Here is a 14,779-nt window from a genome sequence, read left to right on the forward strand (position 1 = left end):
GATGCCCATGCAACATATCGATCGGATTATCCGCTCCAAGAACGTCTTTACCGCGCAAGACGGCATCGATACCGCCCGCGAGCTGGCGATTGCCATCGCAGGCGACCGTATCGTCGCAGTCGGTGCGCCCGATGACGTGATTGCCGCCGCGCCTGCCGCCACGCCGGTTATCGACTACGGCGAGCAGTTTGTCTGCCCAGGTTTCCATGACGCTCATCTGCACTTCTTCCATACCTCGGTCGGCTCCTCGCCGTACATGCTCATGGATATGGGCACGTCCGAGGCGGCGCTGGTGCAACACGCGCTCGAGTTTTCCCAGGACCTGCCCGACGACGCTTGGGTTGTGACTCAGGGCTGGCGCGACTACCGTTGGGACCCGCCCGAGCATCCTACCAAGGCATCGCTCGATGCGGCATTCCCCGATCGCCCCTGCGTTATGTATTCGGGCGACGGCCATACGCTGTGGCTCAACAGCCGCGCACTCGAGGCACTCGGCGTCACGCGCGACAGCGAGCCGCCAGCGGGCGGTGGCTACGACAAGGACGCAAGCGGCGAGCTCACGGGCATTGCTCACGAGGCGGCTGCCATGCAGCTGCTACCGCGCTGCCTTGAGTGGCTGGGGGAGGATCGCATTGCAAGCGCTTACGCCGATCAAATGAGGCGTATGGCCGAGCAGGGCATCACCTCGATATGCGATATGTCGCTCATGCCCATGCCGGGCTGCGATTTTATCCGCGACGATGTCTACGGCAAGCTACAGGCAGCCGGCAAGCTGGGCATCCGAGCCCATCTGTTCCCCACGTTGCTGGATGACCAATCGCGCTTAGAAGAACTGCAGACCCGCTACGCGAACAACGCGCTGCTCTCGGCGCCTGGTTTTAAGCAGTTCTTCGACGGCGTCTCGAGCGAGCACACGGCATATCTCACCGAGCCCTATACCAATCCGCGCTTCCCGGGCGATCAAGGTCGCCTGACGGTTCCTGCCGAGCGCATGCGTAAGCTGGTTCTGGCGGCTGCGGAGCGCGGCCACACTGTGCGTATCCACGTCATCGGCGACGGTGCGATTCATGCCGCGCTGGATATCTTCGAGGAGGCCGCCGACCTGTACGGCCTGCCCCAGCACGGCCATAACACACTCGAGCATCTGGAGAACCTCCTGCCCGAGGACATCGACCGCCTGCGCAAGCTCAACGTGGTCGCCTCGAGCCAGCCCTGCCACATCACGCTCGATCCGGGTGGCCCAGAGCGCGACCTTGGCCTGGAGCGAAGCCGAATCATGTGGCCGTTCGCAACCTATAAGCAGCGCGGCATCCGCCAAGCCTTCGGTACTGACAGCCCTATCACGTCCGTTACCAGCATGAATGTGCTCTACACGGCTATTACGCGCCAAGACCCCAAAAGCCACTGGCCCGAGGGCGGCTGGCTGCCGAGCGAGCGCATCGATGCGGCAACGGCCCTGCGCAACTACACCCTGGGCAGCGCCTACGCGGCAGGCGACGAGCAAAACCTCGGCAGCCTGGAACCCGGCAAATACGCCGACCTGGTAGTCCTGGACCAAAACCCACTCACCATCGACCCCCAAGAACTCCAAGCCACCAAAGTCCAAGCCACCTACCTAGCCGGCAACCTGGTCTACGAGCGCTAATATTCATGTCGTACCGTTAAACGCGGCTCGGGCAGCATATTTTGGGATGGCGCTCGAGCCGCGTTTGTTTGCCGATGGGGGTTCGTTAGGAGCGTCCCCTCTCTGCTGGATTTGGGCGCAGGGTGGAAGCGCTGCTGCTCCGCGCGCTCAATTGGGACATCAGCGATGCTTTCTCTTAGCGTTTTGCATACTTCCAGTTGCAGATTGCATAAAAAAGCTGAGATGTTCTTTCCGGCCCTGATGTACCCCCGCCTGGGCCGTGCAAAAAACGGAGTATTCAGCACCGCGAGCTCTGCCGGTGCCGCTGCGGCTGAGTAACGTTACGGAGATTGACGTCATTTTGGGCTCCGGTACGGCGCGAAGTACGCCCATTTGTCCCAACGGGGTCTGCCCACCGACCAAAACCGCCCGCTGAAGGCGTTCTTGGGACCAATAAGGTATGTCCGGCGCGTATGCAGCCACCCTGGCCTGCTGAATACTCCCAAAAATGCACGGTGCTCCCCAGGGGACCCGTGCGCGCAGCGAAAACCATGCCCACGTTCCTATCCGCATCGCCATTTTGCTGCACTGACTTTTCTGAATGCCGGGCCCGAATTAGTTAACCTGGCTCCCGTGTGGCTCCGGAGGGGCGGGGCATAAGGTTTATCGTGAGTTCCGCACGAGCCGAAGGCCACTTAATGTGGCCTTCGTGCGAGCAGGACTGCCCGAGCAGGAAACCTTATGCCCCGCCCCTCCGGAGCCACACGGGAGCCACCGCTAAGTTATCCCCCCGCATTCAGAAAATCTAAGTGCCAAAAAATAAGATTTTTTGACTCCGTGTTGTATAACCCGCCATTCGTGGGTACCATTCAACGCGTACGCAAACAAAAAGGGTTAATTCGCGTGGCATAACCACGCGGCCCAAAAAGGAGGAGACAAGCATGTCGTCTTTGAAGCCGCTTGCAGATCGTGTTCTGGTCAAGCCCGACGAGGCCGAGCAGAAGACCGCTTCTGGTCTGTATATCGCCAGCAACGCCCAGGAGAAGCCGCAGCGCGGCACCATCGTTGCCGTTGGCGCCGGCAAGGTCAACGACAAGGGTGAGCGCATCCCCATGGACGTCAAGGTCGGTGACGTTGTCATCTACGGTAAGTTCGGTGGCAACGAGGTCAAGGTCGACGGCGAGAAGTATCTGCTGATGCGCGCCGACGACATCTACGCTGTCGTCGAGGCCTAGTCTCGTCAGAATCTCTGATTCGTCTTTGAACGCGATCGTCGCATAGGACTCGGAAGCGGCGACGCGAGTCACATTTCTTTTGGAGGATTACCTACCATGGCAAAGAACATTACGTTCAACACCGATGCCCGCGCCAAGCTCGCCAAGGGCGTCAACACTCTGGCCGACGCCGTTACCGTCACCATGGGCCCCAAGGGCCGTTACGTCGCTCTGCAGCGCACGTTCGGTGCCCCGACCATCACCAACGACGGCGTTTCCGTCGCTAAGGAGATCGAGCTCGAGGACAACATCGAGAACATGGGCGCTCAGCTGGTGAAGGAGGTCGCCACCAAGACCAACGACACCGTGGGTGACGGCACCACCACCGCAACCCTGCTCGCTCAGGCTATCGTCAACGACGGTCTGCGCAACGTCGCCGCTGGCGCCAACCCGCTGGCCATCCGTCGCGGCATCGACAAGGCCGTCAACGCCGCCGTCGCCGAGATGAAGAAGCAGGCCAAGCCGGTCGAGACCAAGGAGCAGATCGCTTCCGTCGGCACCATCTCCGCTGGTGACCCCGAGGTCGGCGAGAAGATCGCCGAGGCCATGGAGGTCGTGGGCAAGGACGGCGTCATCACCGTCGAGGATTCCCAGACGTTCGACATCACCATCGACACCGTCGAGGGCATGCAGTTCGACAAGGGCTATGTCTCCGCTTATTTCGTCACGGACAACGACCGCATGGAGGCCGTGATGAAGGATCCGTACATCCTCATCACCGACCAGAAGATCTCCAGCGTTCAGGACATCATGCCTGTTCTCGAGGCTGTCCAGCGCGCCGGCCGTGGCCTGCTCATCATCGCTGAGGACATCGATGGCGAGGCTCTGCCGACCCTGGTCCTCAACAAGATTCGTGGCGCTCTCAACGTCTGCGCCGTCAAGGCCCCGGGCTACGGCGATCGCCGCAAGCGCATCCTGGAGGACATCGCCGTCCTCACCGGTGGCCAGGCCGCTCTGGACGAGCTGGGCGTGAAGGTCGCTGACATCACCGCCGATATGCTCGGTACCGCTAAGTCCGTCACTATCTCCAAGGACAACACCGTCGTCATCGGCGGCGCTGGCTCCAAGGAGGCCATCGACGCCCGCATCGCTCAGATCAAGGGCGAGATGGAGAACACCACCTCTGACTTCGACCGTGAGAAGCTCCAGGAGCGCCTGGCCAAGCTCTCCGGTGGCGTTGCCGTCATCAAGGTCGGCGCTGCTACCGAGTCCGAGCTCAAGGAGATCAAGCACCGCGTCGAGGATGCCCTGCAGGCTACCCGCGCTGCTGTCGAGGAGGGCATTGTCGCCGGTGGCGGCGTCGCCTTCATGGACGCTGCTCCTGCGCTCGATGCTGTCGAGATCGACGACCCCGAGGAGAAGATCGGCGTCGATATCGTCAAGAAGGCTCTGACCGCTCCGGTCGCTACTATCGCCAAGAACGCTGGCTTTGAGGGCGCTGTCGTGGTCGACAAGGTTGCCGAGCTGCCCGCCGGCCAGGGTCTCAACTCTGCCAACGGCGAGTGGGGCGATATGATCGAGATGGGCGTCCTCGACCCCGTCAAGGTCAGCCGCGTCACCCTGCAGAACGCTGCTTCTGTCGCCAGCCTGATCCTCATCACCGAGGCTACCGTCTCCGATGTGCCCAAAAACACTCAGCTTGAGGACGCTATCGCTGCTGCTACCGCTGGTCAGCAGGGCGGCGGTATGTACTAAGGCCGACAAGGTCTAGAACTCCCACCGGGGATCCGGGGGCGTGACGGGGGTTTCTCTCCGGAACGTCCTCGGACATGCAAAGAGGCTCCGCATCGCGCTTCGCGCTGCGGAGCCTCTTTGCGTCCTGCGGAATGTTCCGGAGAGAAACCCCCGTCACGCCCCCGGATCCCCTGCGTTTACGGCCTTGAGGTCGGCGTGGGCGGAGATCGTGGCTGATAGGGATACGTATCCCAGTTGCTGTTTCGCGCTTTGCGCGAAAGGCGCACCACTTTGGGGTGAGTGAGAGATGTGGTTGTTGCGGTAACTGATCCCCGCCACAAATTACCCTTGGCATACTTGCGCGAAAGCCTGCTGGTGCTACACTAGCAATTGCTGTTTCAGGGCGGGGTGAAATTCCCCACTGGCGGTAAACCGGGCGGTGTCAAAGGGACGCCGTGGCGCAGGCTAGATGCCTGCGACCGAGCCGATGAGTCCGCGACCCGTGTGTGCGTTGGTTCGCATGCCGGCTGAACTGGTGAGATCCCAGTACCAACGGTTAGAGTCCGGATGAAAGAGGCAGGTGATCTTATGTCTGAACAGTCGCAGCATATCCATTTTGAGAACACGAATAGGTGGAGCACCAAACAGCTCGTTACCATGGCGCTGATGTGCGCCTTGGGCGCCCTGTTTATGTACGTGCAGCTGCCCATTCTTCCCTCGGCGCCGTTTTTGACGTATGACCCGTCGCTGGTGCCGGCGATGGTGTGCGGGTTTGCGTATGGTCCTGGTGCCGGCACTGCTGTTGCCGCCATGGCGATCGTTATCCATGCGCTCACCACGGGTGACTGGGTCGGCGCGCTTATGAACCTGGTTGCCACGCTGGGCTACATTCTGCCCGCGGCTATCGTCTACCAGAAGATGCATACCTATAAGGGTGCCGTGATTGGCCTGGTGCTCGGCGTCATTGCCGCTACGGCGTTGTCTATGGTCGCAAACCTTACCATTGGCGTATGGTTCTGGTATGGCTCGGTCGATGTGATCGCCCCGCTTATGATTCCTGCCGTGCTGCCGTTCAACCTTATCAAGACCGTGCTTAACTCGGTGTTGACGCTAGCGGTGTATAAAGCAGTCTCCAACCTCATCACGCCTAAAAAGGACCAGGTCAAAGGCCGCGCATGATTGAGTGTCGGGGCGTTTCCTTTAGCTATGACGGTGCCGTACCGGCACTCGACGGCGTCGATCTGAACATCGAGGACGGGGAGTTTTTCTGCATCCTCGGTGGCAATGGGTCGGGCAAGTCGACGTTTGCCAAGCATCTGAATGTGCTGCTGCAGCCCGATGCGGGCACGGTACGTATCAACGGTATGGATGCGTCCGATCCCGAGCTGGTCTACGACATTCGTTCGACCGCAGGCATGGTGTTCCAGAATCCCGACGACCAGCTGGTGGCAACGCTTGTCGAAGATGACGTTGCGTTCGGTCCCGAAAACCTTGGCGTGCCATCGGCGCAAATTGCGCAGCGCGTACGCGAGGCGCTGAAGGGCGTGGGCCTGGTGGGCTTTGAGCGCCACGAGACCCATGCGCTTTCGGGCGGTCAAAAGCAGCGTGTGGCGCTTGCCGGTGTGCTCGCCATGGAACCGCGCGTGCTCATTTTGGACGAGGCGTCCTCGATGCTCGATCCGCGCGGGCGCAAGGGCCTTATGAAGGCCTGTCACGTGCTGCACGAACGCGGCATGACCATCGTGATGATTACGCACTTTATGGAAGAGGCCGCCGAGGCCGATCGTGTCGCGGTGTTTCGGGCGGGGCGCGTTGCCATGCTCGGTACGCCCGAGGAGATTCTGACGCGGGCAGATGGGCTCGTGGAGCTCAACCTGGATATGCCGGCGTCGTGCTGCTTGGGCATGGCGCTTCGTGCGAAGGGCGTGCCCGTTCATGCGCGGGTGCGCGAGGCGGATATGGTCGCCGAGATTGCGCAGGTATATGCCGACCGGAGTGGGGAAGACACCGCAGGGCGGCCTTCTGCATCCGATTCTCGTGTGCTCGACAACGTCTCCTCTGCAACCGACGGGACAGCCGTGTCGGAGCCCGTCATCGAGATTTCGCACCTCTCGCATAGTTACTCGCTGAGTGCCCGCGAGCGCCGTCGATGGCGCAAGCGCTCGGCCACTGCGGGCAAATCGAATAAACAGGCTCTCTGGGGAAACGACCCCAGCAGCCCGTGGGCGCTGCGCGATGTATCGCTGACGGTGCGTCGCGGCGAGTTCCTGGGCTTGGCAGGTCATACCGGTTCGGGTAAGTCGACGCTAGTCCAGCATCTCAACGGTTTGATTCGCCCCCAGGAGGGATTCGTTCGCGCGCTGGGGCTCGACCTGGCAAACAAGAAAGATGCCGCCGCGGTTAAGGCCAAGGTCGGCGTGGTGTTTCAATATCCCGAGCGTCAGCTGTTTGCCGAAACCGTGACGCAGGACGTGGCGTTTGGCCCGCACAACCTTGGCTTGCCGCAAGATGAAGTCGACCGTCGCGTCGAGTCGTCGCTCTCGCGCGTGGGCCTCGACCTTTCTACGGTCGGCGACAAGAGTCCCTTTGAGCTTTCGGGCGGTCAGCAACGGCGCGTGGCGTTTGCCGGCGTGCTTGCCATGGAGCCCGAGGTCCTGGTGCTCGATGAGCCCATGGCAGGTCTCGATCCGGCTGCGCGCAGGGATTTCCTGGAGCTTATCGATCGACTTCACCGCGATGGCCTGACCGTTGTCATGGTTTCGCATAGTATGGATGACCTGGCCAATTGCTGCGACCGCATCGTCGTGATGAACGAAGGTGCGGTGTTTGCAGAGGGAACCCCCGCGCAGGTGTTTGCACATGCCGATGAGCTCAAGTCGATCGGCTTGGGCGTACCTGCTGCCCAGCGCATGGCGTTGGCGCTCGCGGAGGCGGGCGTGCCGCTGCGTTGCGGCGGGCTCTATACGGTTGAGTCGCTGGCAGACGAGTTGGTGGACCTGCTAATCGGTCGCTCGGACGGTCCTTCTAACGTCGCGGACATTGCTAAATCCAAGACGGTCGCGCGAGAGGAGGGCTGCTAATGGAGGCGTTTTCGTTTGGCAGCTACTATCCGAGCGATAGTGCGATCCATCGCCTGGATCCGCGCACCAAGCTGCTCCTGGGCTTTGTGTTTTTAATCACGACGCTGACCGTCGGCGGCTTCCGCGGACTGGCCCCGGTCGCAATTTTCGTCGTGCTGATCTATGCCGTGTCCCGGGTGCCGGCTCATCGCGTTCTGTCGTCGATGGCGCCGCTGCTGGCAATCGTCGTCGTGGTCGCGGTGCTCAACTTGTTTACCGATCAGAGTGGGCGCATCCTGTGGCAGCTCGGCTTTTTGCAGATAAGCGAGGGCTCGCTGCATTCCGCCGTCTTTATGGCGTGCCGCCTGACCTTGATGATGGCCGGCATGAGCGCCATTACGCTCACCACGCCTACGCTCGACCTCACCGCGGGCTTTGAGCGCCTGCTCGCACCGTTTGCGCGCGTGGGGCTCCCTGCGCATGAGCTCGGCATGATCATGGGCATCGCGTTGCGCTTTATGCCGCAGTTTGCCACCGAGATGAAGCAGACGGCGGACGCGCAGGCAAGCCGCGGCGCACGCGTAACGGGTGGCCCGCTCGGCGGCGTGCGTATGCTCGGCAGTGTGGCGATTCCACTGTTCACGGGCGTGTTCCGTCATGCCGAGACGTTGTCTGCCGCCATGGATGCACGCTGCTATCACGGCGAGCAGGGCCGCACGCGTCTGCATGCACTTGCATTTCGCCGCGGGGATGCGCTGGCTGCGGTTGTGACGATGCTGCTGCTTGCGTGTGTCATCGTCGTCAACCTTCAACTTGTTTAGGCGCGATTCGAGCGCAAGAAAGGGGCCCCTATGACCGACAACGACCGCACGGCTCAGCTTGAGCGCGCCTGTTCGTATCTCAGGCGCATTCTGGCGTGGTATCTGGCCACGACCGATGTGACCGACGGGCATCAGCCTCGCGTGAGGCCGTTTTCGTTTGCCATGGTCGATGACGGTAAGCTGTGGTTTTGCACGTCGCGCGACAAGGATGTGTGGGCGGAGCTGAGTGCGAATCCCAAGTTTGAGCTCTCGGGCTGGAAGCCGGGGGAATGTTGGATCGTGTTGACCGGCGAGGCCGCACTTGAGGACGACGCGGTTGCGAGCGACAAGGTGCGTCAAGCGGGTTTTAAGCACATGGTGGGCATCGGCGAGGAACACGAGAGTGCCAACGACGGCCGCCTTGCGTTCTTTTCGGTCCGCAACATTGCCGCGCGCTTCTGTGATATCGACGGCAGCGAGGAGCGCCTGGAGCTCTAACGTTTACCAACCAGTCAAATGAGCTAGCGGCAGGAGGAACCGTGGACGGATTGAATACGGTGTTGGAGTATCTGACGTCGGTGCCGGCATGGTATTTGGCGACGAGCGTTGACGGACAGCCTCATGTGCGTCCGTTTTCGTTTGCGCAGATCCAGGATGGCAAGCTGTGGTTTGTAACAGCGCGCACCAAAGATGTGTGGCAAGAGCTGCTGCAAAACCAGCGCTTTGAGGCCACGAGTTGGTGGCCGGGCCATGGCTGGCTTATCTTGCGCGGGCGTGCCGGCTTGGATGACCGGGCTTTAGGCGAAATGCGCGAAGCCGGGTGGAAGCATCTAGAGCACCTGGGCGAGCACTATGAGGGGCCTAACGACCCCACGCTCGTCTTCTTTAGCGTCGAGGATCCCGAGGCTTTTATCTGCCATCACGACGAATGGGTGCCGGTCGAGCTCTAGCCAGCTGGCTCATCCTAACAACTTGGTTTTCGCATGGGTGGGCCCCGTATTGCCCGGCGCCGTTAGGAGCGCCGGTCAATACGGGGCCCGCTCCATTTGTCAATTCCTTCAAGCGAATGTGTCGGGAATGTTTCAATGCATGAATATGCAAGCCATTTACGTAATCATGCATCTTTTGGTGCTAAAGTTTCAACCCACTTCATAACGACCGCTGCGAAATGCGCATCGGTGCATAAATCGCAGACAAGGAGTCTGATATGTCTTTGAAGGTTGGAATCGTCGGCGCGGCTGGATATGCCGGAGCCGAGCTCATTCGCCTCGTCCTCGGTCATCCCGAGTTTGAACTTGTTGCCATTACGTCCAACGCCGATGCCGGCCAGCCGCTGTCCGCGGTGTATCCGAGCTTTGCTGGTGTGAGCGATCTGGTTTTCACCACGCATGACGCCCCCGAGCTCAAGAGCTGCGATGCGGTTTTTCTTGCCGTGCCGCACACGGCTGCCATGGCACAGGTACCCGCGCTGCTTGCATCGGGCGTCTCCTGCTTTGATCTTTCGGCCGACTACCGTCTGAACGACGCGTCCGTCTTTGAGACATGGTATGCCGCCGAGCATACGAGCCCCGAGCTGCTCAAGACCCGTGCCTTCGGTCTGCCCGAGCTGTTCTGCCAAGACTTGGAGACCGCCGTATCCGACCATGCCGACGGCAAGCCCGTGCTGGTCGCCTGCGCCGGTTGCTATCCCACCGCAACGAGCCTTGCCGCCGCGCCCGCCGTGCGCGCGGGCTGGGTGGCCGAGAACGGCCCCGTGATTGTCGATGCCATTAGCGGCGTGACGGGCGCCGGTAAGTCCTGCAACGCCCGCACCCATTTTTGCAGCGCCGACGAGAACTTGGAGGCCTACGGCGTGGGCAAGCATCGCCACACGCCCGAGATTGAGCAAATCCTTGGCCTGACCGATCGCGTCGTCTTTACCCCGCACCTGGCACCGCTCAAGCGCGGTCTGCTCTCCACGGTGACGCTGCCGCTCGCGCCGCAGGCTCTCGACACGCTGGCTCTTGAGGATGTCGTCGACCATTACAAGCAGTTCTACGCCGGTCGCACCTTTGTGCGCGTGCTCGATGCCGGCCAGCAGCCCAAGACGGCTTCGGTCGTCGGCACCAACGCTGCCCAGATTGGCCTCGCGCTCAACAAGCGCGCGGGCGTGCTGGTGGCGACGGGCGCCATCGACAATCTGTGCAAGGGCGCTGCGGGCCAAGCGGTCCAGTGCGCCAATATCGTCTTTGGCTTTGACGAGCGACGAGGCTTGCCCACAGTGGCGTGCCCGGTGTAGCACATTCGATTGTTAACGATTTGGTAGTCGGGCATCGAGTGGGGCGCCACTCTTAAGCTGGTTTCATGATCACGACTGGCATGGCGCACCAACCGATGTCCGTTTTTTGTTTGACATAAGGAGTCATAAAGACGATGAATACCGAGCTGTTTGATATCAAGATTCGCGCCGTCGAGGGTGGCGTTACGGCTGCGGCTGGTTTTAAGGCTGCAGGCATCCACGCTGGGTTCCGCAAGAACCCCGAGCGTCTGGATTACGCGCTCGTCGTGCCCGATAAACCCTGTCCCGGTGCTGGCGTGTTTACCACCAATCGCTTTTGCGCGGCGCCCGTGCAGGTGAGCCGTGCCAACCTGGGCGGTACCGACAAGGGGTACGGTATCATCGCCGGCATTTCGGTCAACTCTGGCAATGCCAACGCCGCCACGGGTGAGACCGGCCTTGCATGCGCGCGCGAGACGTGCAGCATCGCATCGCAGGTCATCGGCTGCGAGCCTCAGCAGATTCTGGTTGCCTCCACGGGTGTAATTGGCCAGATTCTGCCGATCGACACGTTTGAGACCGCCATTCCTGCTGCCTACGAGGCGCTCTCCGCCCACGGTGGCGCCGATGCCGCTCGCGCCATCATGACGACCGACACGCACTCCAAGGAGTACGCCGTGTCCTACGTCAGTGAGGCTGCGGGTCATGCGGGCAATGTCTATACGGTAGGCGGAATGTGCAAGGGCTCGGGCATGATCATGCCCAACATGGCCACCATGATCGCAGTTATCACTACCGATGCCCCCGTCGAGCCTGCGGCACTTCATGCCCTGCTGCTCTCGACCGTCAAGCAGACCTTTAACAAGGTAACGGTCGATTCCGACACCTCGACCAACGACACCTGCACCATGCTTGCCTCCGGTGCCGCTGCCGCAGATGCCGAGCCTATCGTCGAGGGCTCCGATGCCTTTGACGAGTTGACATTTGCCGTGCACGAGGTGTGCGAGAGCCTGGCGCGCAATATCGCCGCCGATGGTGAGGGCGCATCCAAGCTTGTTACGGTCAACGTTACCGGCGCCGTGAACGACGAGGAGGCCGATATCGCCGCCCGCGCCGTTGCCAACTCGCCGCTCGTTAAGACCTGCATCGCCGGCCATGACTGCAATTGGGGCCGCGTTGCCATGGCGCTCGGTAAGTGCGGCGTGAAATTTAATCAGGAAGACGTTTCCATCGACATGATGGGCATGCCTGTCTGTCGCGACGGTCTGACTGTTCCCTTCGATGAGGACGAGGCCCTGCGACGTTTTGAGGTGCCCGAGATTGTGATCTCGGCCGACCTCGGCGCAGGCGATGCGGCAACGACCGTCTGGACCTGCGACCTCACGCACGAGTACATCTCGATCAACGGCGACTACCGTTCCTAAACTCCAGGCGCGCTGTGCATCTCGTCGCGATTGCGGACGGCGGAGCACGGCGCGATAACGATACGAAAGACGAGGCAGACTATGAAATTCGCACGCGATTGTCGCTCGAGTGAATCCAACGAGGCAACCGCGCAGCTGCTGTTTGAGGCGCTGCCGTGGATTAAAAACCTGACCGGCAAGACGGTCGTTATCAAGTATGGCGGAGCCGCCATGGTCGACGAGCAGCTGCGCCGCGACGTGATGAGTGACATCGTCCTGCTTAAGATCATCGGCATGCGCCCCGTTATCGTGCATGGCGGCGGCAAGGCCATCAATGAGGCGTTGAGCCACTATGACATCCCTGTCGAGTTTAAGAACGGCCAGCGTGTGACCACGCCGGCGACCATGGATATCGTGCGCGAGGTGCTGGGCGGCAAGGTCAACCAGGAGCTGGTCGCTGCCATCAACCGGCACGGCAACCTGGCCGTGGGCGTGTCGGGCAGCGATGCCGGCACGCTCATCGCCGAGCCGCTCGACCCCGAGCTCGGTCGCGTGGGCAAGGTCACGCACGTCAACACCGACTATATCGAGCGCTTGCTCGATAGCGAGTACATTCCCGTCATCGCTACCGTTGCGGCGGGGGAGGACGGCGGCTTCTTTAACATCAACGCCGACACCGCCGCCGGTGCTGTTGCGGCGGCGCTCCATGCGCATAAGGTGATCTTCCTTACCGACGTCGATGGCCTGTATAAGGACTTTAGCGACAAGGATTCGCTTATCTCCAACCTGACGCTCGACGAGGTCAATGAGATGCTCTACGGCGGCGAGGTCGATAAGGGCATGATTCCCAAGCTGCGCGCGGCCGTCGATGCGCTTGCCGGCGGTGTATTTCGTGCCCACATCATCAACGGCACCACGCCGCATTCGCTGCTGCTGGAGCTGCTGACCGATGCCGGCGTCGGCACCGTGATCCATTCCACCGAGACGGCTTACGAGTTCGATACGCATTCGCATCCGCTTTCGACCTTTGCGGCGCGTCTGGCCGAGAACCTCGACGAGGTCGAGAAGCTCCAGACGGTCTAGCTGACCGCAGCCGCCCCATTCCTGCACCCATAGGCCTGCGCCGTCCGGCGCTCAACGAAAGGCATTCCATGTCACTTGCAGCTCAGCAATCGCTTGAATCCCATTACGTTATGCATACCTTTGGCCGCTCTCCGGTCGAGTTTGTCGAGGGTCACGGCATGAAGCTCACCGGCGACGATGGCCGTGAGTACCTCGACTTTCTTGCCGGCATCGGCGTGTGCAGCCTAGGTCATGGTGACCCGGCCGTGCTCTCGGCGCTCGAGGCACAGACCGAAAAGCTCATGCATGTCTCCAATTACTTCTACATTGAGCAGCGCGGACAGGTCGCGGCGCTGCTGTCCAAGCTTGCTAACGACGACGTAGATGGTGCGCGCGTGCTTGCCGATGCCATTGCCGCCGGCGATGAGACCACGGCAGCTGCTCTTGGTGCCCCGGCTGCGGATGAGCAGGTTTGGGAGACCTTCTTTGCCAACTCCGGCGCTGAGGCCAACGAGGGCTCGATGAAGCTCGCGCGCCTGTATGCCAAACGTGCCGGTAACGGCGGCAACACTATCGTGTGCATGCGCGGCGGCTTCCACGGCCGTACGCTCGAGACCATTGCCGCCACCATGCAGGATTGGCTGCAGGACAGCTTCCGCCCGCTGCCGGGTGGCTTTGTGGCCTGCACGCCCAACGATATCGATGAACTGCGTGCGATCTTTAAACAGCTGGGGGGCGAAATTTGTGCCGTGATGCTCGAGCCGATTCAGGGCGAGAGCGGTGTGCACCCCATGACCGAGGAGTTTATGGCGGCAGCGCGCGACCTGGCACACGAAGTGGGCGCCGTGCTTATCGCCGACGAGGTCCAGTGCGGCATCTTCCGCTCCGGCAAGCCGTTTGCATTCCAAACCTATGGCGTGGAACCCGACATCATGAGCCTTGCCAAGGGCATTGCTGATGGCGTGCCCATGGGTGCCGTCGTGGCAAAGAAGGAGATTGCCGACGTGTTTAAGCCGGGCGACCACGGCTCGACCTTTGGCGGTAGCTGCTTGGCCATCGCGGCGTGTGCCGCGACGCTCTCCGCACTCGTGCGCGGCGATTATGCCGACCACGCTGCCAAGGTAGGCGCCTATATGGAGGCAAAGCTCGCCAAGCTGCCGAACGTGACCGAGGTGCGTGGCCGCGGCTTGATGCTCGGCTGCGATCTGGACGATACTGCGGGTGATGCACACGACGTTGTGGCCCGTGCATTGGGGGCTGGTGCCGTGATTAACGCTACGGGTGCCCATACGCTGCGTTTCCTGCCGCCGCTCGTCTGCGAGGAATCCGACGTGGACAGTCTGATCGAGATCCTGTCGGACGTTTTGGCCTAACACAGCGAAATAACTTAACTTTGACCGGGTTCCGGACTGCGGACGTGCCCTATGTGGCATGATTCAGCGGTCTGGAGCCCGTTTTGCCTTAGATTTGCTAAGGCGGGGAGACCTGCTGGTCAAAAAACATCAAATATGAGTACTGTTATCGATTTGGTAGCAGCAATTTTGGACTAATAAGGCCAGATAGCTAGCCGAAATGGTGGCGCGCGCAGACGTGGTGTAAGAGCGTCCCGAGGTCCGTCGCTGCAAG

At 61.2% G+C, this 14,779-nt stretch carries 12 protein-coding genes and 1 riboswitch; all 12 genes read left to right on the top strand.

The window, feature by feature from the left end; all coding sequences use genetic code 11:
- The first annotated feature begins 1 nt into the window (after position 1).
- Positions 2-1,645, top strand: coding sequence for an amidohydrolase (locus DWX63_RS06305; protein WP_233514491.1), 1,644 nt, complete (start codon positions 2-4; stop codon positions 1,643-1,645).
- Between the two features lie 920 nt (positions 1,646-2,565).
- Positions 2,566-2,859 (top strand): co-chaperone GroES, encoded by a 294-nt coding sequence (gene groES / locus DWX63_RS06310; RefSeq protein ID WP_022094351.1) that lies wholly within the window; start codon positions 2,566-2,568, stop codon positions 2,857-2,859.
- 96 nt (positions 2,860-2,955) lie between these two features.
- Entirely contained in the window at positions 2,956-4,593 is a 1,638-nt protein-coding gene (gene groL / locus DWX63_RS06315) for a chaperonin GroEL (protein ID WP_117843154.1), read from the top strand.
- A gap of 369 nt (positions 4,594-4,962) precedes the next feature.
- Positions 4,963-5,155: riboswitch (FMN riboswitch) on the top strand.
- 5 nt (positions 5,156-5,160) lie between these two features.
- Positions 5,161-5,751 (top strand): ECF transporter S component, encoded by a 591-nt coding sequence (locus tag DWX63_RS06320; RefSeq protein WP_055252299.1) that lies wholly within the window; start codon positions 5,161-5,163, stop codon positions 5,749-5,751.
- A complete protein-coding gene (locus DWX63_RS06325) occupies positions 5,748-7,652 on the top strand; it encodes an energy-coupling factor transporter ATPase (RefSeq protein ID WP_117843155.1) in 1,905 nt (634 codons plus the stop codon). The genes DWX63_RS06320 and DWX63_RS06325 overlap by 4 nt, the downstream gene beginning before the upstream one ends.
- Positions 7,652-8,452, top strand: a complete 801-nt coding sequence (locus DWX63_RS06330; protein WP_117843156.1) for an energy-coupling factor transporter transmembrane protein EcfT — start codon at positions 7,652-7,654, stop codon at positions 8,450-8,452. Before DWX63_RS06325 ends, DWX63_RS06330 begins: the two co-directional genes overlap by 1 nt.
- A 30-nt stretch (positions 8,453-8,482) precedes the next feature.
- Complete coding sequence (locus DWX63_RS06335) at positions 8,483-8,929, top strand: pyridoxamine 5'-phosphate oxidase family protein (RefSeq protein WP_117843157.1); 447 nt, start codon at positions 8,483-8,485, stop codon at positions 8,927-8,929.
- Positions 8,930-8,970: 41 nt separating this feature from the next.
- Entirely contained in the window at positions 8,971-9,381 is a 411-nt protein-coding gene (locus tag DWX63_RS06340) for a pyridoxamine 5'-phosphate oxidase family protein (protein WP_117635952.1), read from the top strand.
- Positions 9,382-9,638: 257 nt separating this feature from the next.
- Complete coding sequence (gene argC / locus DWX63_RS06345) at positions 9,639-10,709, top strand: N-acetyl-gamma-glutamyl-phosphate reductase (RefSeq protein WP_117635953.1); 1,071 nt, start codon at positions 9,639-9,641, stop codon at positions 10,707-10,709.
- Between the two features lie 134 nt (positions 10,710-10,843).
- Positions 10,844-12,112: a bifunctional glutamate N-acetyltransferase/amino-acid acetyltransferase ArgJ gene (gene argJ, locus DWX63_RS06350; RefSeq protein WP_199411125.1), complete on the top strand. Its 1,269-nt coding sequence runs from the start codon at positions 10,844-10,846 to the stop codon at positions 12,110-12,112.
- Between the two features lie 81 nt (positions 12,113-12,193).
- A complete protein-coding gene (gene argB, locus DWX63_RS06355; RefSeq protein ID WP_117843159.1) occupies positions 12,194-13,174 on the top strand; it encodes an acetylglutamate kinase in 981 nt (326 codons plus the stop codon).
- A 68-nt stretch (positions 13,175-13,242) separates the two neighbouring features.
- Positions 13,243-14,526 carry an aminotransferase class III-fold pyridoxal phosphate-dependent enzyme gene (locus DWX63_RS06360; RefSeq protein ID WP_117843160.1) on the top strand — a complete coding sequence of 428 codons (1,284 nt, stop codon included), beginning with the start codon at positions 13,243-13,245 and terminating at the stop codon, positions 14,524-14,526.
- Positions 14,527-14,779: the final 253 nt, after the last annotated feature.

Origin of the sequence: Collinsella sp. AF20-14LB (assembly GCF_003459505.1) — a bacterium.
Lineage (GTDB): Bacteria > Actinomycetota > Coriobacteriia > Coriobacteriales > Coriobacteriaceae > Collinsella.